This window comes from Klebsiella sp. MPUS7 (genome assembly GCF_009905335.1).
Taxonomy (GTDB): domain Bacteria; phylum Pseudomonadota; class Gammaproteobacteria; order Enterobacterales; family Enterobacteriaceae; genus Klebsiella; species Klebsiella grimontii.
The window spans coordinates 5,280,845-5,300,582 of sequence record NZ_CP047604.1; the positions used below are offsets into that span (position 1 = coordinate 5,280,845).

A 19,738-nucleotide genomic window follows, 5' to 3' on the forward strand; every position below is an offset into this window, starting at 1 on the left:
CTTTTTAAGTTTCTTTTTATAAAAAATCAAAAATTAATATCAACATAAATAAGTGATTATCTATGAATAAAAAACTCTATCGCAAGGAAGCGATTGAACATAAGAAAAACCATTGGAAAGGAAAAGCATTATTATTAGCGGGAATGCCTGCATGGGCTATTCTTTCAATATCATTATTTTTTCTATGCGTTTTGATTTTCACGCTTAAATTCTGTTGCTATACGCAAAGAATAGATGTGCGTGGTGAAGTAATTACGCTTCCTCACTCTATTAATGTTTTTGCACCGCAACAAGGATTTGTGGTAAAGAAATATGTTAACATTGGCGATATCATTAAAAAAGGCACCCCTCTTTACGAGCTTGATATCTCACGCTCAACCGTTAACGGCAACGTCACTGACACCATGTCAGCTGTTATTACTGAAAAAATAACTAATGCGGAAGAAATCATTGAAAAAACTTTGATAAACAAAGAAGAAACCTTAGATGCATTAAATACTCAGGTTAATCAATATTCTACTTCCCTTAAAGAGACTACCAAAATGTTAGCCAACGCTGACTCTGGTCTAAAAAAAATGAAAGAAAACCTTTCCAGTTATGATCAATATCTCAAGCAAGGTTTAATTACTAAAGATCAGTATAATTATCAACATTCTCTTTACTTCCAACAACAGAGTACATACCAATCGCTCATTAGCCAAAGAATGCAACTTGAGTCTCAGTTGACACAGCTAAAAAGTGACATAGTGACTAAAGCTGCAGATTATGACAACCAAATTTCTAATCAAAAAAACCAAATCAATGATTTTAAAAATCAGCGTGTAGAATCAAATGCCAATGGTAATCTTGTCATCAAAGCAACATCAGATGGTAAAATTGAATCAGTAGCTGTAACTGCAGGACAAATGGTTGATAAAGGAAGCAGTCTCGCTCAAATAAAACCAACAGGGAATATTGAATATTTTTTGATATTATGGCTACCCAACAATGCAATACCCTATGTAAAATCTGGAGACATTGTTAATATACGTTACGATGCCTTCCCGTCAGATAAATTTGGCCAATTCCCCGGGAAAGTGATATCAATATCTTCGGTGCCAGCCTCTCGGCAAGAAATGTCCGAATATACTAATGTTGCAACAGGTTCTAATCAACAGGAACTCGCACTGTATAAAGCTATAGTCAAAATTAAAAACAATCAATTCATTTATAATGGCAAAACTCTGGAATTATCAAATGGCCTAAAAGCTCAGGCTATTGTTTTTCTTGAGGAGCGTCCACTTTATATGTGGATGTTTACACCAATATACAAAATTTCTCAGAGTGTGAGTGGCCCAATCCATGACTGATACATTATTTAAAACAATCACTGACAAGCTTAATTTCTCACTGAGAAAAAAAATCCCAGTAATTTTACAGTCAGAAGCTGCTGAATGCGATATCGCATGCCTGGCGATGATATCTGCTTTTCATGGTCTAAATATAGATTTATTTAATTTCCGTCAACGATATGGTAGCCCTACTCAAGGCGTCACATTATTATCTCTTAGTAAAACAGCTGAGCGGGCTGGATTAAAAAGCAGAGCATTATCATTAGATATTGACGAAGTTAATCAATTAAAACTCCCCTGTATTATTCATTGGGGGATGAATCATTATGTTGTATTGACCAAGGTACGTAAAAATAGTTTTATTGTGCATGATCCAGCACTCGGCAAGCGCATTATTGGCATGCAAGAAATGTCAAATTATTTTACAGGTATAGCCCTCGAACTTTGGCCAGATCAAAATTTTCAGCAAGAGCAGGTAAAATCTCGTTTACGCTTACTTGATCTAATGCGTAACATTGTTGGTTTGAAAAGCACACTTGTAAAAATCTTTGCTTTTTCGATAGTCATTGAGGCCATTGGCCTTTTACTTCCGGTAGGTACGCAAATGGTTACGGACCATGTTATCATGGCTCATGATCAAAGTTTACTTGCGGTTATTTGTATTGGATTGGTTTCCTTCACATTATTTCGTACTTTTATCAGTATGCTAAGGGCATGGACATCCTTAACGCTAAATACCCTTACAAATATACAATGGAAAACTTCACTTTTTGACCATCTGACTCGCTTGCCCTTATCATTTTTTGAAAAACGGCATTTAGGCGATATTCAATCACGTTTTTCATCACTAGATGTTATTCGTTCCACTTTTACTAATAGTATAGTTACCGGTATTATTGACAGCATAATGACCATAGGTCTTTTAATTATGTTGACTTTATATGGTGGGTGGCTCGTCTGGGTAGTCGTAGGGTTTACAATGTGCTATGCCATTATGCGATTAGCCACCTATCGATTTTACCGTCGGGTATCTGAAGAACAGGTAATAAAAGGAGCACGTTCCAGTTCACACTTTATGGAATCTCTTTATGGTATTGCAACAATCAAAGCTTTAAATCTTAAAGAAAGGCGCTCACACCACTGGTTAAATCTTAATATTGACTCCTGTAATGCAGGAATAAAACAAACCCGCTTCGATATGATGTTTGGTGGAGTTAATACTTTAATTTCATCTATAGATCAAGTTGTAATTCTTTGGCTTGGGGCGCTGGCAGTAATTGATAATAATATGACTTTAGGGATGTTTATGGCTTTCAATGCCTATCGAGGGCAATTTTCTCAACGCGCATCCAGTCTTATCGATCTCTTTATGCAGCTTCGTATGTTATCCCTACATAATGAGAGACTTTCTGAAATTGTATTTTGTGAGCCAGAAGCAGAAATGCCCGTCCGACGAGTATTCCAGCAAGATAAAGGCATTAAGCTTGAAGTTAAAAATTTAAGTTATCAGTATGATTCTTTTTCTCAGCCTATTTTCAAGAATCTAAATATAACGATTAATCCCGGGGAATCAATAGCTATTGTCGGGCCTTCCGGCGTTGGAAAAACTACTTTATTGAAAGTCATGTGTGGTCTTCTTTCTCCTACTTACGGTGATGTACTGGCAGACAATCTTGATGTTAATAAAATAGGTCTAAATAACTATCGTCTAAGTACGGCATGCGTTTTACAGGAAGACCGTTTATTTTCTGGTTCCATTGCTGAAAACATTAGTGGGTTCGAGGATAATGCTGATGAAGATTTGATTATTGAATGTGCACGTTACAGCAATATTCATGATGAAATAATGAAAATGCCTATGGGCTATGAAACACTTATTGGTGAATTAGGTACCGGTGTCTCTGGCGGGCAGAAACAGCGACTATTAATTGCACGAGCGTTGTATCGTAAACCAGGAATTTTATTTATGGATGAAGCTACAAGTCATCTTGACCTTGGGAACGAGGCTAGTATTAATAATTCTATCTCCAATTTAAGTATCACACGAGTTATAGTTGCACATCGCCCCTCCACAATTGCATCAGCAGACCGTGTCATTGATTTGTCTGAATATATATCTATGTCGTAATCCTGCTAAATAAGGACCATATAATATGATACTCAAAGGACTCAACACTGCACCGATTAAACATGGAGAACATCTGTGTCTAATGATGTTCAAAATTAAAGATACTAACGATAAGCAGCATATAATGTATATGCAAGTCACTACATTAATTGACTTACTAATCATTCTACGCTTCCGGATGCTTAAAATTTCCCAGTATTTATCTGATAACCATGAAGTATATAAATCTAAAATCATGGCCAGCATTGAGTCATTATCTGCGAATACGCCTGAGATTGTCACTGCAGAAGCCATGCAGCCCGATCCAGGATACTTAGTTACAGGCTTAGCCCCAAAGTTCAAAAATGATAAATTTACACTTGTTGCTATATTACAAAATGATAAAATAATAACGCTAGATATAGATGACACTCAAACTGAATTCATTATCGTTGCAATTCAACAATCATTTAATACTATCGGAGATAATGAGATCACACAACTCATTGGTTCATTGCTCGATTTTATTTTAATTTACTCCGTTGATTTAACGAATCTTGAATGCTTAAATTATAAAGAAGTGCATCATGAACCATGGAAAAAAGACATTTATTCAGACTATGTTACAGTAGTTTATTGCTTCGAAACTGAGCAAGGAAAAAGTAATCTCGCAGGTGCAGTAATTAAAGTTAATGCCCTATCAAACCCGCATGACATAGAAAGTATCACTCAGAAAGTGGCTAAATTAACTCCGCAATTTAAAGCTATCCAGGAAAAATATCCGCTATGTGAAACCTTTTATGAGGTCATCGCATGCCAACCGGGGAAAATATTAACAAAAGAGGAATGTCTGGACCAATTACACGCATTTTGTCTTAAAATGCAAACCAGGCTTAATTAGTTACTAATTTGGGCATCTACAAGGACGTAGAAAACGGCTCTACCTTTCCAGCCGTTGCCCGGGTTCCCCTCTCCATCAGGAGAGGGATAACCCGCAGTTAAATCAGTTCGGGCACTTATAAACCTGGCCGTTCATTTGGCTATCGGTCGGGACAAAGCTCGACAGCAGATTCTGCGTCGGGCTGCTGACGCCGTAAATCACGTTACCGCCCATTGCTGCCGCCTGGTTACGCAGGGCGTTTGCCGCACCGCGCATAGAGCCACCCTCATCCCCATTCTGCCCGGATAGCCAGTTGCTCTGCGTGCCGGTCGCGGTTCCTAACAGCTGGCATTCAGAACCCGGCTTATCTTCAACAAAGCGTACGTTCTGGCCGCCAGAGGTCAATTCGTTGCTGGAGCTGCAACCTGCTAACAACAATGCTGCGCCGACAATCCCTGCTAAATATTTTACCTGCATGTTATTCCCCACGATCAATGAGCTGGACGCACTGGCCCGGATGTACAACCTTATACTAAAAAGACGACAAAAAGAAAAACCCCCGAGCATTTCTGCCCGAGGGTTTCCTTGTTTCTAAGGGGTATAGCGCACGATTACATCATGCCGCCCATACCACCCATGCCACCCATACCGCCAGCAGCACCTAAATCAGGAGCATCGCCTTTCGGCAGGTCGGTGACCATGCACTCGGTGGTGATCATCAGACCAGCAACGGATGCTGCGTACTGCAGAGCAGAACGAGTCACTTTAGTTGGGTCCAGGATACCGAAGTCGATCATGTTGCCGTATTCTTCGGTAGCGGCGTTGTAACCGTAGTTACCTTCGCCCGCTTTCACGTTGTTAGCAACAACAGACGGCTCTTCACCAGCGTTGGAAACGATCTGACGCAGCGGTGCTTCCATTGCGCGCAGCGCAACTTTGATACCGACGTTCTGATCTTCGTTCTGAGCGGTCAGGCCAGCCAGTTTAGCAGCAACGCGAACCAGCGCTACGCCACCACCAGCAACCACGCCTTCTTCTACCGCAGCACGGGTCGCGTGCAGGGCGTCGTCCACGCGTGCTTTCTTCTCTTTCATTTCAACTTCGGTAGCCGCGCCGACTTTGATTACCGCAACGCCGCCGGCCAGTTTAGCCACGCGCTCCTGCAGTTTTTCACGGTCGTAGTCAGAAGTCGCTTCTTCAATCTGCTTACGGATCTGAGTAACGCGGCCCTGAATCGCAGCTTCTTCACCCACGCCATCGATGATGGTGGTGGTATCTTTGTTAATAACAACGCGTTTCGCCTGACCCAGGTCTTCCAGAGTCGCTTTTTCCAGCTCCATACCGATCTCTTCAGAGATAACGGTACCGCCGGTCAGCGTTGCGATGTCCTGCAGCATAGCTTTACGACGGTCGCCGAAGCCCGGTGCTTTAACCGCAGCCACTTTAACGATGCCGCGCATGGTGTTCACCACCAGGGTCGCCAGCGCTTCGCCTTCAACGTCTTCAGCGATGATAACCAGCGGTTTGCCAGCTTTCGCTACGGCTTCCAGAACCGGCAGCATTTCGCGGATGTTGGAGATTTTTTTGTCAGCCAGCAGAATGAACGGGCTTTCCAGCTCAACAGCACCGGTTTCCGGCTTGTTGATGAAGTACGGAGACAGGTAGCCGCGGTCAAACTGCATACCTTCAACCACGTCCAGTTCGTCTTCCAGACCGGTACCGTCTTCTACGGTGATCACGCCTTCTTTACCGACTTTATCCATCGCTTCAGCGATCAGTTTACCTACGGTTTCGTCGGAGTTAGCGGAGATGGTGCCAACCTGAGCAATGGCTTTAGAGTCAGAGCACGGTACGGACAGCGTTTTCAGTTCTTCAACAGCGGCTACGACAGCTTTGTCGATACCACGTTTCAGATCCATCGGGTTCATGCCCGCAGCGACGGCTTTCAGGCCTTCAGCGATGATAGCCTGCGCCAGTACGGTTGCGGTGGTAGTACCGTCGCCTGCAGCGTCGTTCGCTTTAGAGGCAACTTCTTTAACCATCTGCGCGCCCATGTTTTCGAACTTGTCTTCCAGCTCGATTTCACGCGCTACGGACACGCCGTCTTTGGTGATGGTCGGCGCACCGAAGGATTTGTCAAGAACCACGTTACGGCCTTTCGGGCCCAGGGTTACTTTAACTGCGTCTGCCAGTACGTTTACGCCGCGCAGCATTTTCACACGAGCGTCGTTACCGAATTTTACGTCTTTAGCTGCCATTTTATCTTTCCCTTAAATTCGTATGTTCAGTGTCGTTCGCGGATTACGCTTCAACAATTGCCAGAATGTCGCTTTCGGACATGATCAACACTTCTTCATTGTCGATCTTCTCGGATTTTACGCCGTAGCCATCGTTGAAAATGACGATGTCACCAACTTTAACGTCCAGAGGCTGCACGGTTCCGTTTTCCAGGATGCGGCCCTTACCGACAGCGATGATTTCGCCACGAGTTGATTTTGCTGCCGCAGAACCGGTCAGAACGATGCCGCCAGCAGACTTCGTTTCAACTTCTTTACGTTTGACGATCACACGATCATGTAACGGACGAATACTCATTTTGATAGCTCTCCTTTGAGAAAGTCATTATCAGTTATGGATGACGCCGGTCCGCACACGGTTTTCCGGCTAGTGCCCTGAGAGATGGGGATGGGATTTTCCCGCTTCAAGGGGAAAAGCAAAAAAAAATTTGTCCACGTGCTCAGACGCACACTAATTTGCCGCCCTCAGCTGACGTCATAAGCAAAAGCGATTGTGATACCATCCCTTTTTTGCCGGGCGCAAGGTTGAATCATGAGTGGTTTAAAACAGGAGTTGGGGCTTGCTCAAGGAGTGGGGCTACTTTCCACATCATTACTGGGAACCGGCGTTTTCGCCGTTCCGGCGCTGGCGGCATTGGTCGCCGGCGATAACAGCCTGTGGGCCTGGCCCGCGCTGATTTTACTGGTGTTTCCCATCGCTATCGTCTTCGCCACGCTGGGCCGCCACTTTCCCAGCGCAGGCGGCGTAGCGCATTTTGTGCATATGGCTTTTGGCCCGCGCCTGGCGCGCGTCACCGGCTGGCTCTTTTTATCGGTGATCCCGGTTGGGTTACCCGCAGCCCTACATATCGCCACCGGCTTTGGTCAGGCGCTCTTTGGCTGGCACGACAGCCAGCTGCTGCTGGCCGAGCTGGGAACGCTGGCGATTATCTGGTGGGTCGGTTCTCGCGGAGCCAGCTCCAGCGCCAATCTACAAACGCTGGTTGCCGTGCTGATTGTCGCCCTGATTGTCGCCATCTGGTGGCGCGGCGCGATAAACCCAGCGCAGATCCCCTTCCCGCCGCCTTCTGATATCGACAGTTCGCAGCTTTTTTCTGCCCTTTCGGTGATGTTCTGGTGTTTTGTCGGTCTTGAGGCCTTCGCGCACCTGGCCTCTGAATTTAAGCAGCCGGAACGCGATTTCCCCCGCGCGCTGATGATCGGCCTGTTACTGGCGGGTTCAGTCTACTGGGCCTGTACCGTGCTGGTCCTGCATTTTCATGCCTTTGGCGAGGAGATGGCCGCCGCCGCGTCGCTACCCAATATCGTTGTACGCCTGTTCGGCGTCCAGGCGCTATGGATTGCCTGCGTTATCGGCTATCTCGCCTGCTTCGCCAGCCTCAATATTTATATTCAGAGCTTTGCCCGCCTGGTCTGGTCGCAGGCGCAGCACAAACCCGATAGCTATTTGTCCCGCCTGTCGCCGCGGCAAATTCCGCGTAACGCGTTGAACGCGGTCCTCGGCTGCTGCGTGATTAGCGCATTGTGCATTTATGCACTCAATATCAACCTTGATGCGCTGATCGTCTACGCCAACGGCATTTTTATCATGATCTATTTGCTGTGCATGCTGGCGGGCTGCCGTCTGCTTCAGGGACGTTATCGTCTGTTAGCGGCGTTTGGCAGCGTACTGTGCCTGGTGCTTCTGGCGATGGTTGGCTGGAAGAGTCTGTACGCGTTTATCATGCTGGCGGGACTGTGGCTGTTTTTACCGAAGCGCCGGCTGGCAGAGAGGTATTCCAGGCCGGAGTAACCGGCCTGGAGGATGTTAGTCGCGGCGATCGTCTTTATGATCGAGACGGTCGCGCTCGTCGTCTTTACGCTGATATTCGCCTTCAAAGGTATCGCCGCCGCCCGTTCCGGCGCTAAACCCGCCGCCAGGCATCCGGCTAAAACGCAGATGCGGCATCAGCTTCAAGGTCAGATGCTTCTGCACCGGAGGCAGCAGCAGCAGCAGACCCAGGAAATCGGTAAAGAACCCCGGCAGAAGTAACAACAGACCGGCGATAATCAGCGACACGCTTTTGATCATCTCAGCGGCCGGGCTCTCCCCCGCCGCCATCTTCTGCTGCATCAGCATAAGGTTTTTAAAACCCTGGTTTTTCACCAGCGATATCCCCACCACCGAGCTGAAGATCACCAGAATCAGCGTCAGCAGGACGCCAAGCACATGGGCGACCTGGATAAAGATCGAGATTTCAATGTAAACGTATAAAAAAACGGCAATTAACGGAATCCAACGCACCGGCGTCTCCTTCATAAACAGACGCCCGCGTCGGCGCCCGTAGTCATAGATGTGCTATTCGCATCAAAAAGATGTTGGGCCAAAACGTCACTTTTCAATCGTAAAAAAAGCTTATTTTTTTCAACAATAGAAAACCGGTGACCCATTTCACAGATTAATAATTCTTATAAGATTCACTACATAATAAGTGATCAGGGCGGCTGATATTCGCTATCATCAGCATATGATCGTGGGTACCGGGCCGATTAAGGAAATAATCTGCGGCCAGAAAATGCGCTAGATCCGATAAATTCTGCGTATTTGGTGAATTCATAGGCAGCTTGAAAGAGAAGGTTCACATGTTAAACAACATTCGTATCGAAGAAGACCTGTTGGGTACCAGGGAAGTTCCAGCTGACGCTTACTACGGCGTCCATACTCTGAGAGCGATTGAAAACTTCTACATCAGCAACAACAAAATCAGCGATATCCCTGAATTTGTCCGCGGAATGGTGATGGTGAAGAAGGCCGCTGCGCAGGCTAACAAAGAGCTGCAAACTATCCCCAAAAGCGTTGCCAATGCCATTATCGCCGCCTGCGATGAGGTCCTGAATAACGGCAAATGCATGGACCAGTTCCCGGTCGACGTCTTCCAGGGCGGCGCGGGCACTTCCGTAAACATGAACACCAACGAAGTACTGGCCAACATCGGCCTTGAGCTGATGGGCCACCAGAAAGGCGAATATCAGTACCTCAACCCTAACGACCACGTTAATAAATGCCAGTCCACTAACGATGCCTACCCGACCGGTTTCCGCATCGCGGTCTACGCCTCCATCCTCAAGCTGATCGATGCGATTAACCAGCTGAGCGAAGGCTTCCAGCAGAAGGCGGTTGAGTTCCAGGACATTCTGAAAATGGGTCGGACTCAGCTACAGGATGCGGTGCCGATGACCCTCGGTCAGGAGTTCCACGCGTTTAATGTTCTGCTTAACGAAGAGACCAAATGCATTCTGCGCACTGCGGAACTGCTGCTGGAAGTGAACCTTGGCGCGACCGCTATCGGCACCCGCCTGAACACCCCGGATGGTTATCAGCAGTTAGCGGTACAAAAACTGGCGGAAGTCAGCAACCTGCCGGTTGTACCCGCAGAAGATCTGATCGAAGCGACCTCCGACTGCGGCGCCTACGTGATGGTCCACAGTTCCCTGAAGCGCCTGGCGGTAAAACTGTCCAAAATCTGTAACGACCTGCGCCTGCTCTCTTCCGGCCCACGCGCTGGCCTGAACGAAATCAATCTGCCTGAACTGCAGGCGGGCTCTTCCATCATGCCCGCCAAAGTTAACCCGGTGGTCCCGGAAGTCGTCAACCAGGTGTGCTTCAAGGTGATCGGTAACGACACCACCGTCACCATGGCTTCCGAAGCGGGCCAGCTGCAGCTGAACGTGATGGAACCGGTGATTGGCCAGGCGATGTTTGAATCTATTCATATTCTGACCAACGCCTGCTACAACCTGCTGGAAAAATGCGTCAGCGGCATTACCGCCAACAAAGCGGTATGTGAAAGCTACGTCTATAACTCGATTGGCATCGTCACCTACCTCAACCCGTATATCGGCCACCACAATGGCGATATCGTCGGCAAGATTTGCGCCGAAACGGGCAAGAGCGTCAGGGACGTGGTGCTTGAGCGCGGGCTACTGACCGCAGCGGAGCTGGATGACATCTTCTCTGCGCAGAACCTGATGCACCCGGCCTATAAAGCGAAGCGTTACACCGATGAAAGCGAACAATAGGTCTTCAGAGTAGACTTACCACAGGCATGTCAGCGATGACATGCCTTTTTTGTTCTTATTGATTTACTAAATCACAACAACCCAATATCAACTTGTTAATAAAACAAGGAAGGCATATATGTTTGGTGCAGAACTCGTTATTGTCCTGCTGGCTATTTATCTGGGAGCCAGACTGGGGGGCATCGGCATCGGTTTCGCCGGTGGCCTGGGCGTCCTCGTCCTGACTCTCGTTTTTCAAATTAAACCCGGCGCGATCCCCTTCGACGTCATTGAAATCATTATGGCGGTTATCGCCGCTATCGCCGCCATGCAGGTCGCCGGAGGGATGGACTATCTGGTCAGTCTCGCCGAACGAATGCTCCGGCGTCACCCCAAATACATCACCTTTCTCGCCCCGTTGGTCACCTGGTTTATGACCGTACTTGCCGGAACCGGGCATACCGCGTTCTCGACCCTACCGGTGATCACCGAAGTGGCAAAAGAACAGGGCATCCGCCCTTCGCGCCCGCTCTCTATCGCGGTGGTCGCTTCGCAGATTGCGATTACCGCCTCGCCGATTTCGGCAGCGGTGGTCTTTTTTGCCGGCATTCTTGAGCCGCTGGGCGTCAGCTACCTGACCCTGCTGGCGATCTGTATTCCGGTTACCCTGATTGCCGTCATGCTTACCGCCATCGTCTGTAACTTCCTCGGCTGCGAGCTGAAAGACGATCCGATTTATCAGGAGCGACTGGCAAAAGGGGAAGTCAAACTGCGCGGTAGCCAGGTTTTTGAACTGAAGCCGCACGCCAGACGCTCGGTCTTACTGTTTCTGATTGGTATCATCGCGGTGATGTTCTACGCCACCGCCATTAGCGATACCGTAGGCCTGATCCAGAACCCGGTCCTGCCGCGTAACGAAGCGATCGTCGTATTTATGCTGACTATCGCGACGCTGATAAGCATTACCTGCAAAATCGACACTGGTGAAGTCCTCAACGCCAGCACCTTTAAATCCGGCATGAGCGCCTGCGTCTGCGTTCTCGGCGTCGCATGGCTGGGGGATACGTTCGTCAAAGCCCACATCAGCGATATCCAGACCGTGGCGGGCGACCTGCTGCACAACTACCCGTGGCTGCTGGCGGTGGTGCTCTTCTTCGCCGCGACCCTGCTTTATTCCCAGGCTGCGACCACCAAGGCGCTGATGCCCGCCGCGCTGATGCTGGGCGTGAGCCCGCTTACCGCCATCGCCTCGTTTGCCGCCGTCTCCGCCCTTTTCGTTCTGCCGACCTACCCAACCCTGCTGGCGGCGGTCGAAATGGACGACACCGGCTCAACCCGCATCGGCAAATACGTCTTTAACCATGCTTTCCTGATCCCCGGCGTCATCGCCATTACGCTGTGCGTGATCCTCGGGTTTATTTTCGGCGGCATCATGCTGTAAATCTCTTCAAATTCGGGCCAGATCCTGGCCCGTTGCGTTAATCCTCCCCACCTTGCGTGCTATAGTGCCTCTTTTCGCTGATACGAGGTTCACGATGACTACGCCTGATGCTGTTGTTGTACTCTGTACCGCGCCGGATGAAGCGACCGCCCAGGACCTGGCGGCCAAAGCGCTGGCGGAAAAACTCGCCGCCTGCGCCACTCTCCTGCCGGGAGCGACATCGCTCTACTACTGGGAAGGAAAACTGGAGCAGGAGTATGAAGTGCAAATGCTGCTGAAAACCGACCTTGCCCATCAGCAGGCGCTGCTGGACTGCCTGAAGTCCCATCACCCGTATCAAACCCCTGAACTTCTGGTTCTGCCCGTTATTCACGGAGACAACGATTACCTCTCATGGCTCAACGCATCATTACGCTGATCCTGCTGCTTTGCAGCACTTCGGCCATTGCCGGCCTGTTCGACGCCCCTGGCCGTTCGAACTTTGTTCCTGCTGACCAGGCTTTTGCCTTCGATTTTCAGCAGAATCAACACGATCTTAATCTGACCTGGCAAATCAAGGATGGTTACTATCTTTACCGTAAACAGATAAAGCTGACGTCCGCCGATGCGGCGTTTAGCGAACCTTCGCTGCCCGCAGGCGAATGGCATGAGGACGAGTTTTACGGTAAAAGCGAAATTTACCGCCAGCGCCTGACCGTGCCGGTCACTCTGACTCACGCCGCCGCCGGCGCGACCCTGACCGTCACCTGGCAAGGCTGCGCGGATGCCGGTTTTTGCTATCCGCCGGAAACCAAAATCGTGCCGCTCGGCAACGCGCTGGCGCAATCCGGCGATAAAAAACCGATGCTTAATCCGCCCCTGCCGCTGGAAACGCGCCCGGCGCTGCCGGTCGAGTCACCCGCAGACCTTGCGCCCCCCGCTACGGACGAAAAAAGCGCCGATCTGCCCTTTAGCGCGCTGTGGGCGCTATTGATTGGTATCGGCATCGCGTTTACCCCCTGCGTTCTGCCGATGTATCCGCTCATTTCCGGTATCGTGCTGGGCGGTCAAAAACGCCTCTCCACCGCCCGCGCGCTGCTGCTGGCCTTTATCTACGTTCAGGGTATGGCCTTAACCTACACCGCGCTGGGGCTGGTTGTTGCCGCTGCGGGCCTGCAATTCCAGGCGGCGCTGCAGCACCCTTATGTGCTGATTGGCCTGTCGGTGGTGTTTATCCTGCTGGCGCTGTCGATGTTTGGTCTGTTTACGCTCCAGCTGCCTTCGTCGCTGCAAACGCGTCTGACGCTGATGAGCAACAAACGCCAGGGCGGTTCAACCGGCGGCGTATTCGCCATGGGGGCAATTGCCGGATTAATCTGCTCGCCCTGCACCACCGCGCCGCTGAGCGCCATTCTGCTCTATATCGCCCAGAGCGGTAATTTGTGGCTGGGCGGCGGAACGCTGTACTTCTACGCGCTCGGAATGGGGCTGCCGCTGATCCTGGTGACCGTATTCGGTAACCGCCTGCTGCCGAAAAGCGGCCCGTGGATGGCCCACGTCAAAACCGCCTTTGGCTTTGTTATCCTCGCGCTGCCGGTCTTTTTACTGGAGCGTATCGTGGGCGAACCGTGGGGCCTGCGGCTTTGGTCGCTGCTGGGCGTCGCCTTTTTTAGCTGGGCGTTTATCACCTCACTGGGCGGCACGCGCCCCTGGCTGCGTATCGTGCAAATAGCGATGCTCGGCGCCGCGCTGGTCAGCGCCCGTCCACTGCAGGACTGGGCTTTCGATGCGCCGGTCGCCCAACAGCAGGCCCATCTCCAGTTTACCCGCATCCATAACGTCGATGAGCTCAATCAGGCGCTGGCGCAGGCGAAAGGCAAAACGGTGATGCTCGATCTGTACGCCGACTGGTGCGTGGCCTGCAAAGAGTTCGAGAAATACACCTTCAGTTCACCTGACGTTCAACAGGCCCTGAAAGAGACCGTTCTGCTGCAGGTTGATGTCACGAAGAATAGCGAGCAGGACGCGGCGCTGCTGAAGCACCTCCAGGTGCTCGGCTTGCCCACGATTCTGTTTTTCAACGAACGGGGCGAGGAGCAGCCCGCGCAGCGCGTCACCGGGTTTATGGATGCCGCGGCATTCAGCGCCCATTTGCGCGATCGACAACCGTGAGCGACACTGTAGGAGGAAAAATGGAGGAAAAGACCGTGCAACGTGAAGATGTCCTGGGTGAAGCCATCCAAATCCTCGAAATCGAGGGTATCGCTAACACCACGCTGGAAATGGTCGCCGAGCGCGTGGCTTACCCGCTCAATGACCTCAAACGTTTCTGGCCTGACCAGGAGGCGCTGTTATATGACGCGCTTCGCTATCTCAGCCATCAGGTCGATGCCTGGCGCCGCCAGCTTTTGCTGGACGAGTCGCTCAGCGCGGAGCAGAAGCTGCTGGCCCGCTACGCCGCGCTGACCACCTGCGTGAGCAACCATCGTTATCCCGGCTGCCTGTTTATCGCCGCCTGTACTTTTTACCCGGACCCTCAGCATCCGATCCATCAGCTGGCCGAGCAGCAAAAGCAGGCTTCGCTGGCCTATACCCACGAACTGCTTAGCCAGCTCGAAGTTGACGATCCGGCAATGGTCGCGAAGCAGATGGAGCTGATCATCGAAGGCTGCCTGAGCCGACTGCTGATCAAACGCAGCCAGACGGACGTCGATACCGCGCGTCGCCTGGCTGAAGACATTTTGCGTTTTGCCCAGTGCCGTATGGGCGGCGCCCTGACCTGATTCCGATATCTTAACTGATTCATCGCGCATATAATTCCCCTTCATCGATATGCTGACAGGGTTTGATATGCGCTCTCTTCTTTGGCTTGCCGCCATGGGGCTGTGTTCAACACCGCTCCTGGCAGCCTCTCCGCAAGGCTTTTCTTTCGCGCATAAAGACTGGGAGCTCGCCTGCGACAACACCGGGACCTGTCGGGCCGCGGGGTATGGCACCACCGTGGGCGAAGTCAGCGTTCTGCTGACCCGCAATGCGGGCGCGGCGCAGCACGTCATCGCTGTCGCGACCTTCGCGCAAACCGAACGCGATATTCCTCCCGATGCCGCGGTAAACCTGTTTATTGACGATCGGGATCACGGTCCGCTTGAGGTCGCCGACGAGAGCCACTTTCGCTTCGATGATACCCAGACGGCGGCCCTGATTCAGGCCCTTGAGCACAACGGCAAAATTGAGCTGGCGCTTAACGGCGAGCGTAAGACGCTTTCCGACGCAGGCAGCAGCGCCGTATTTTTGAAGATGGATGAGTTCCAGCGGCGCCTGGGCACTGCCGATGCGCTGTTACGCCAGGGCGACGCCGGTGATGACAATATTTTAACGGCAGCGCCCGCGCCGGAAATTATCGCCGCGCCGGCGGTTCACGATGCCGCTACCGCGCCGTTGACGGCAAAGCAGCGGCAGAAACTCCTTCCCCAGCTCGTCCCGCTCCTGAACAGCCATTGTGACGACTGGCAAAACGCGGATATCCCAGCGTCTGAGCGCCAACTCACCGCAACCCCGCTGGATAAAAACCACACGCTGATTCAGGCCCTGTGCTGGCGCGCGGCCTACAACGACGGCTATGCAGTGTGGGTCGTGGACAAAGGATTTATGACCCCGCCTCAGTTGGTCACCACCGACGCCTCCAGCTATGCCGACGGCGTGCTCACCTTTTTCAATAAAGGCCGCGGTATCGCCGACTGCATCAGCGGCGAAGAGCGCGTCTGGGACGGTAAAACATTTATCCAGAGCCTGAAGTACACCACCGGTGACTGCCGGGAAATCGCCCCCGGCGGCGCGTGGATGCTGCCCACCTTTGTGAGCCAGGTTATCCCAAAGCAGCAGAAAGATGCCGATAACAACGCGCTGAAAGCGTTATACAACGCGGTGTTAAAAGAGCAGAAGGTCAATCCTGAACTGGATCTGAATAAGATCGCCGAGCAGTTTCCCCTCAGCGGCAACGTCAGCCATTTTACGCTGACCTACGCGGACGACTCTCTGGTCTCGACGACGAAGCCCTCCGCCGATATCAGCGATGATGAGTGGCAGACGTTTCTCCAGTCCGATATCAGCGCCGACTCCGAAAACGGCAAAGTCAGCTTTACGCTGGTTGACCTCGACGGAGACGGTAAACGTGATTTAATCATCGACAGCTACGTCGGCGGTACCGGACTCTTTAGCTATACCGGGATATTAAAACGCAGCGACGACGCTTTTGCTGCGGTCAACAGCGATGATAGCGGCAACGGCGATGATTTTGACGCAGGCGTTCCGGGCGCGCTCTACTCTCTTAACGGCCGCGGCGCCAACCAGTGGAGCCACTGGATACGCATTAATGGCCAGGTTTATGCGCTCTGGTACAACGGCCAGTTTGGCGAAGATAATCTCTATCTCTTGCGCCCGTTTGGCCCCTCAGGCAGTACGCCAGCAGTGACGATCCGCTATCGCTACACCCTCAACGACATCAGCTCGCCGGAAAAAGGCCAACCCCTGACGCCGGCGCTGAATGACAGGGAAAAATCAGACCTGCTGAAGTCGCTGGAAGTGATGCAGAGCAGCCTGCTCAAGGATAAGCCGCAGAGCGACAATGACGCGCCGATTTGCCCTATTCCTCCTGGCACGTCATCCGACGACGCGGAAAACTACTACAGCGGCGTACCGTCGAACTATATCTACGAAACCGTGGCGTATATCCCGGTCTGGCTCAACGATAAATGTTTTATCGGCACCATCTTTAGCCACCATGGCGCCTATCGCCACGGCGTCGACGCGGAAATCACGCTCAGCTCGCCGCGCGATGACGAAGACATCGTTGGCGACTACGCGATCTCCGGATTGCGCCGCGCTATCTCGGTGACCAGCGGCTGGAAAATCCGCGAAGGCGACAACGGTATGATGTAATTTTCAGCAAAAAAGCGCCTTTGGGCGCAGAATTGCCGCAAAGTTAAGCAACCAGTAGATAAAACGAGAAATTTGATTGACGGGGCGTACGGATTACGGTTTAATGCGCCCCGTTGCCCGGATAGCTCAGTCGGTAGAGCAGGGGATTGAAAATCCCCGTGTCCTTGGTTCGATTCCGAGTCCGGGCACCAAATTCATATCAACGGACCTCCACGGAGGTCCGTTTTTGCATTCTAAGCCCGCCAAAACTAACACTTCTACAATCCCTTAACTCCACCCAACTCAATCAACTTCAACCCGCATCAAGTCCCTTGCGAGGGTACAACTGAGGGTATAGTCTGATTCGATAAAATTTATACCCCTTTTACTATCAGGAGATACCGCCAATGGCGCTCACTGACGCTAAAATCCGTGCAGCTAAACCGGATGAAAAACCTTATAAACTTGCCGACAGCGGCAACATGTTTTTGCTCGTTCACCCTAATGGCTCGCGCTACTGGCGGCTCCGCTACCGGTTTCTGGGCAAAGAGAAAACGCTCGCTCTGGGTGTCTATCCTGAAGTCTCGTTATCAGAAGCAAGGGAAAAACGCGATACGGCGAGGAAGCTGATAGCAGAAGGAACCGACCCGTGCGAACAGAAACGGATCAAAAAGTCAGTCCCCGAAGCAGACCAGACATTCGAAGGAATCGCAAGACAGTGGCATAAGAGCAACAAAAAATGGTCCGAAGCACATAGTGAGAAGGTTCTCAAAAGCCTGGAGGGACACGTGTTTCCCTTTATTGGTTCACGTGACATTACCACCCTCAGGACTCCCGATTTACTTATTCCAGTAAAGGCTGCCGAAGCCAAAGAGATCTATGAGATTGCAGCGCGCATTCAGCAGCGTATCACTGCAATTATGCGCTATGCTGCCCAGTCAGGTATTATCACCTATAACCCTGCCGTGGATATGGCTGGCGCGTTAACCACGGTAAAACGCCAGCACCGCCCTGCCCTCGCCTTAAATCGCATTTCAGAGCTTCTTGAACGACTGGATGCATACAGAGGACAACCTCTCACCCGGCTGGCAACTAAACTCACCCTGCTTATCTTCATCCGTTCCAGTGAACTACGCTTTGCCAGGTGGTCTGAGATCGACTTTAAGAAAGCCATGTGGACCATTCCTCCTGAGCGGAAACCTATTGAAGGGGTCAAGTATTCCCATCGTGGCTCAAAAATGCGAACAGAGCATCTTGTGCCACTCTCTACTCAGGCGCTGAATATACTGCAGCAGATCCACACGATCAGCGGAGAACATGAACTGATTTTCACCGGCGCTCACAATCCATGGAAACCCATGAGTGAGAACACGGTGAATAACGCACTGCGACTGATGGGCTACGATACAAAGATTGATGTCTGTGGGCATGGCTTCCGGGCTATGGCCTGTAGCTCTTTAATTGAGTCGGGACTATGGTCGAAGGATGCTGTGGAACGCCAGATGAGCCATATGGAACGTAACTCGGTACGCGCAGCATATATCCATAAAGCGGAACATTTGGATGAACGCAAGTTGATGCTGCAATGGTGGGCAAACTTCCTGGATGCAAATCGGGAGAAGAGTATTAGTCCTTTTGATTTTGCGAAAATTAATAATCCCATGCTGACCAGATAACACATGACGCTATATGTTGGCCCCTTAACCCCGTAGATTCAACATGAGTGATTACATAAAGAAGGCATCCGTACTTTAACGTTCGGGTGCTTTTTGCTTTTTAACAACCGAAAATCAGGAGATTTTAGCAATGGTTACAATGTGTCCAAAATGTGGTTCTGAACACGTTAGCGAACGTAACATTGGGAGGAAGGCTGGAGGTATTGCTGGAGGTATTGCTGGAGGTGTGGCTGGAGCCCTTAGTGGAGCAAGCTCGGGGGCTGCAATTGGCTCTGTTGTGCCAGTTCTGGGGACTGCGACCGGGGCTGTTATTGGTGCTGTGCTGGGGAGGTTTGTGGCTGGTGCAACTGCGGGAGCGGTTACCGGCTCAGCCCTTGATGGACTCCTGTTTGACAGATATGAGTGTGCTGATTGTGGTCATACCTTTGACTAGAGGGTTATGAGAAATGTCATATCCTTATGTTTTTAATGAATAAAAAATACCCAGTACTTGCCTCATCAATTTTAATACACCCCATCCCCCGCATAAACCAATCTACAAAAACGATCGATATCATTATAATGATAGCCTAAGGCTATCAAATGTATAAAATTGATCGTTTTTATCAATAGGTCCTGCAGATCAATTATTGAAATTCGATCGGTAATAACAATTTTACCTGCACTCGTAACCTCCCTATCTTAGAAAGGATTTAATTAGCATCAGGACAGGATTCTTACCGGGTGACAATAAGGAGATGCACCATGCGCCTATAGCAAGGATGTTTCAATGCGGCAGGTATAAGTCTGCCCATCTATTCAACATGTTTACCGGACAAAGTGACGGCATTAAACCGCCACTTCAGTCATTTATTGCTATTTTTCAAGGAGCCAACGATGGCATTTATTCTTTTACTTTTGTGGATCGGAGCATCAATAGTTATTGGTAAATTGGCTCAGGCCAGTGGCCGTTCGTTCTTCATATGGTTTGTTATCAGTATGCTTATAGACCCCATATTTGGTGCGATTCTTTTTGCTGTAGTCGTGAGGTCAAAATGAAACCAGACAGATTTAAGAAGCTTTTTAAAGCCTA

General features: G+C 50.4%; 16 protein-coding genes and 1 tRNA gene. 13 read left to right on the forward strand and 4 right to left on the reverse strand.

Translation table 11 applies throughout. The features are described 5' to 3' along the window. Positions 1-62: 62 nt before the first annotated feature. The 3 genes from GUC22_RS24690 to yjeJ are packed head-to-tail and all read left to right on the forward strand — an operon-like array spanning position 63 to position 4,339. Positions 63-1,349, forward strand: coding sequence for an HlyD family secretion protein (locus GUC22_RS24690; protein WP_024360236.1), 1,287 nt, complete (start codon positions 63-65; stop codon positions 1,347-1,349). Continuing rightward, positions 1,342-3,459, forward strand: a complete 2,118-nt coding sequence (locus tag GUC22_RS24695; protein WP_160183813.1) for a peptidase domain-containing ABC transporter — start codon at positions 1,342-1,344, stop codon at positions 3,457-3,459. The genes GUC22_RS24690 and GUC22_RS24695 overlap by 8 nt, the downstream gene beginning before the upstream one ends. A gap of 25 nt (positions 3,460-3,484) precedes the next feature. Next, positions 3,485-4,339 carry a YjeJ family protein gene (gene yjeJ / locus GUC22_RS24700; protein ID WP_024360234.1) on the forward strand — a complete coding sequence of 285 codons (855 nt, stop codon included), beginning with the start codon at positions 3,485-3,487 and terminating at the stop codon, positions 4,337-4,339. Between the two features lie 102 nt (positions 4,340-4,441). On the opposite strand, the gene GUC22_RS24705 is transcribed toward yjeJ, so the two are convergent. The 3 genes from GUC22_RS24705 to GUC22_RS24715 form a co-directional block, all read right to left on the reverse strand. Continuing rightward, positions 4,442-4,795 (reverse strand): DUF4156 domain-containing protein, encoded by a 354-nt coding sequence (locus GUC22_RS24705; RefSeq protein ID WP_004871163.1) that lies wholly within the window; start codon positions 4,793-4,795, stop codon positions 4,442-4,444. A gap of 134 nt (positions 4,796-4,929) precedes the next feature. Continuing rightward, on the reverse strand, positions 4,930-6,576 hold the full coding sequence (gene groL / locus GUC22_RS24710) for a chaperonin GroEL (protein WP_004871165.1): 1,647 nt from the start codon (positions 6,574-6,576) through the stop codon (positions 4,930-4,932). A 43-nt stretch (positions 6,577-6,619) separates the two neighbouring features. Beyond that, positions 6,620-6,913, reverse strand: a complete 294-nt coding sequence (locus tag GUC22_RS24715; protein ID WP_003855929.1) for a co-chaperone GroES — start codon at positions 6,911-6,913, stop codon at positions 6,620-6,622. Between the two features lie 234 nt (positions 6,914-7,147). On the opposite strand from GUC22_RS24715, the gene yjeH reads away from it, so the two are divergent. Beyond that, positions 7,148-8,407, forward strand: coding sequence for an L-methionine/branched-chain amino acid transporter (yjeH, locus tag GUC22_RS24720; protein ID WP_024360233.1), 1,260 nt, complete (start codon positions 7,148-7,150; stop codon positions 8,405-8,407). A gap of 15 nt (positions 8,408-8,422) precedes the next feature. Here yjeH and GUC22_RS24725 read toward each other — a convergent pair whose 3' ends face one another. Continuing rightward, complete coding sequence (locus GUC22_RS24725; RefSeq protein ID WP_004097899.1) at positions 8,423-8,899, reverse strand: FxsA family protein; 477 nt, start codon at positions 8,897-8,899, stop codon at positions 8,423-8,425. Between the two features lie 338 nt (positions 8,900-9,237). Between GUC22_RS24725 and aspA the strand changes: the two genes are divergently transcribed. The 9 genes from aspA (at position 9,238) to GUC22_RS24775 (ending at position 19,704) form a co-directional block, all read left to right on the forward strand. Next, entirely contained in the window at positions 9,238-10,674 is a 1,437-nt protein-coding gene (aspA, locus tag GUC22_RS24730; RefSeq protein ID WP_024360232.1) for an aspartate ammonia-lyase, read from the forward strand. 118 nt (positions 10,675-10,792) lie between these two features. After that, positions 10,793-12,094: an anaerobic C4-dicarboxylate transporter gene (locus GUC22_RS24735; protein WP_004871172.1), complete on the forward strand. Its 1,302-nt coding sequence runs from the start codon at positions 10,793-10,795 to the stop codon at positions 12,092-12,094. 94 nt (positions 12,095-12,188) lie between these two features. Further along, positions 12,189-12,512, forward strand: coding sequence for a divalent cation tolerance protein CutA (gene cutA / locus GUC22_RS24740; RefSeq protein ID WP_004109254.1), 324 nt, complete (start codon positions 12,189-12,191; stop codon positions 12,510-12,512). After that, positions 12,488-14,245 carry a protein-disulfide reductase DsbD gene (locus GUC22_RS24745; protein ID WP_160183814.1) on the forward strand — a complete coding sequence of 586 codons (1,758 nt, stop codon included), beginning with the start codon at positions 12,488-12,490 and terminating at the stop codon, positions 14,243-14,245. The genes cutA and GUC22_RS24745 overlap by 25 nt, the downstream gene beginning before the upstream one ends. A 35-nt stretch (positions 14,246-14,280) precedes the next feature. Further along, positions 14,281-14,856, forward strand: a complete 576-nt coding sequence (locus GUC22_RS24750; protein WP_004871181.1) for a transcriptional regulator — start codon at positions 14,281-14,283, stop codon at positions 14,854-14,856. Between the two features lie 67 nt (positions 14,857-14,923). Beyond that, positions 14,924-17,011, forward strand: a complete 2,088-nt coding sequence (locus GUC22_RS24755; RefSeq protein ID WP_160183815.1) for a DUF1176 domain-containing protein — start codon at positions 14,924-14,926, stop codon at positions 17,009-17,011. A 115-nt stretch (positions 17,012-17,126) separates the two neighbouring features. Then, positions 17,127-17,202, forward strand: a tRNA-Phe gene (locus tag GUC22_RS24760). A 195-nt stretch (positions 17,203-17,397) separates the two neighbouring features. Continuing rightward, positions 17,398-18,666 (forward strand): tyrosine-type recombinase/integrase, encoded by a 1,269-nt coding sequence (locus GUC22_RS24765; protein ID WP_160183816.1) that lies wholly within the window; start codon positions 17,398-17,400, stop codon positions 18,664-18,666. Between the two features lie 876 nt (positions 18,667-19,542). Next, positions 19,543-19,704: a hypothetical protein gene (locus GUC22_RS24775; protein ID WP_040216727.1), complete on the forward strand. Its 162-nt coding sequence runs from the start codon at positions 19,543-19,545 to the stop codon at positions 19,702-19,704. The last annotated feature ends 34 nt before the right edge of the window (positions 19,705-19,738 follow it).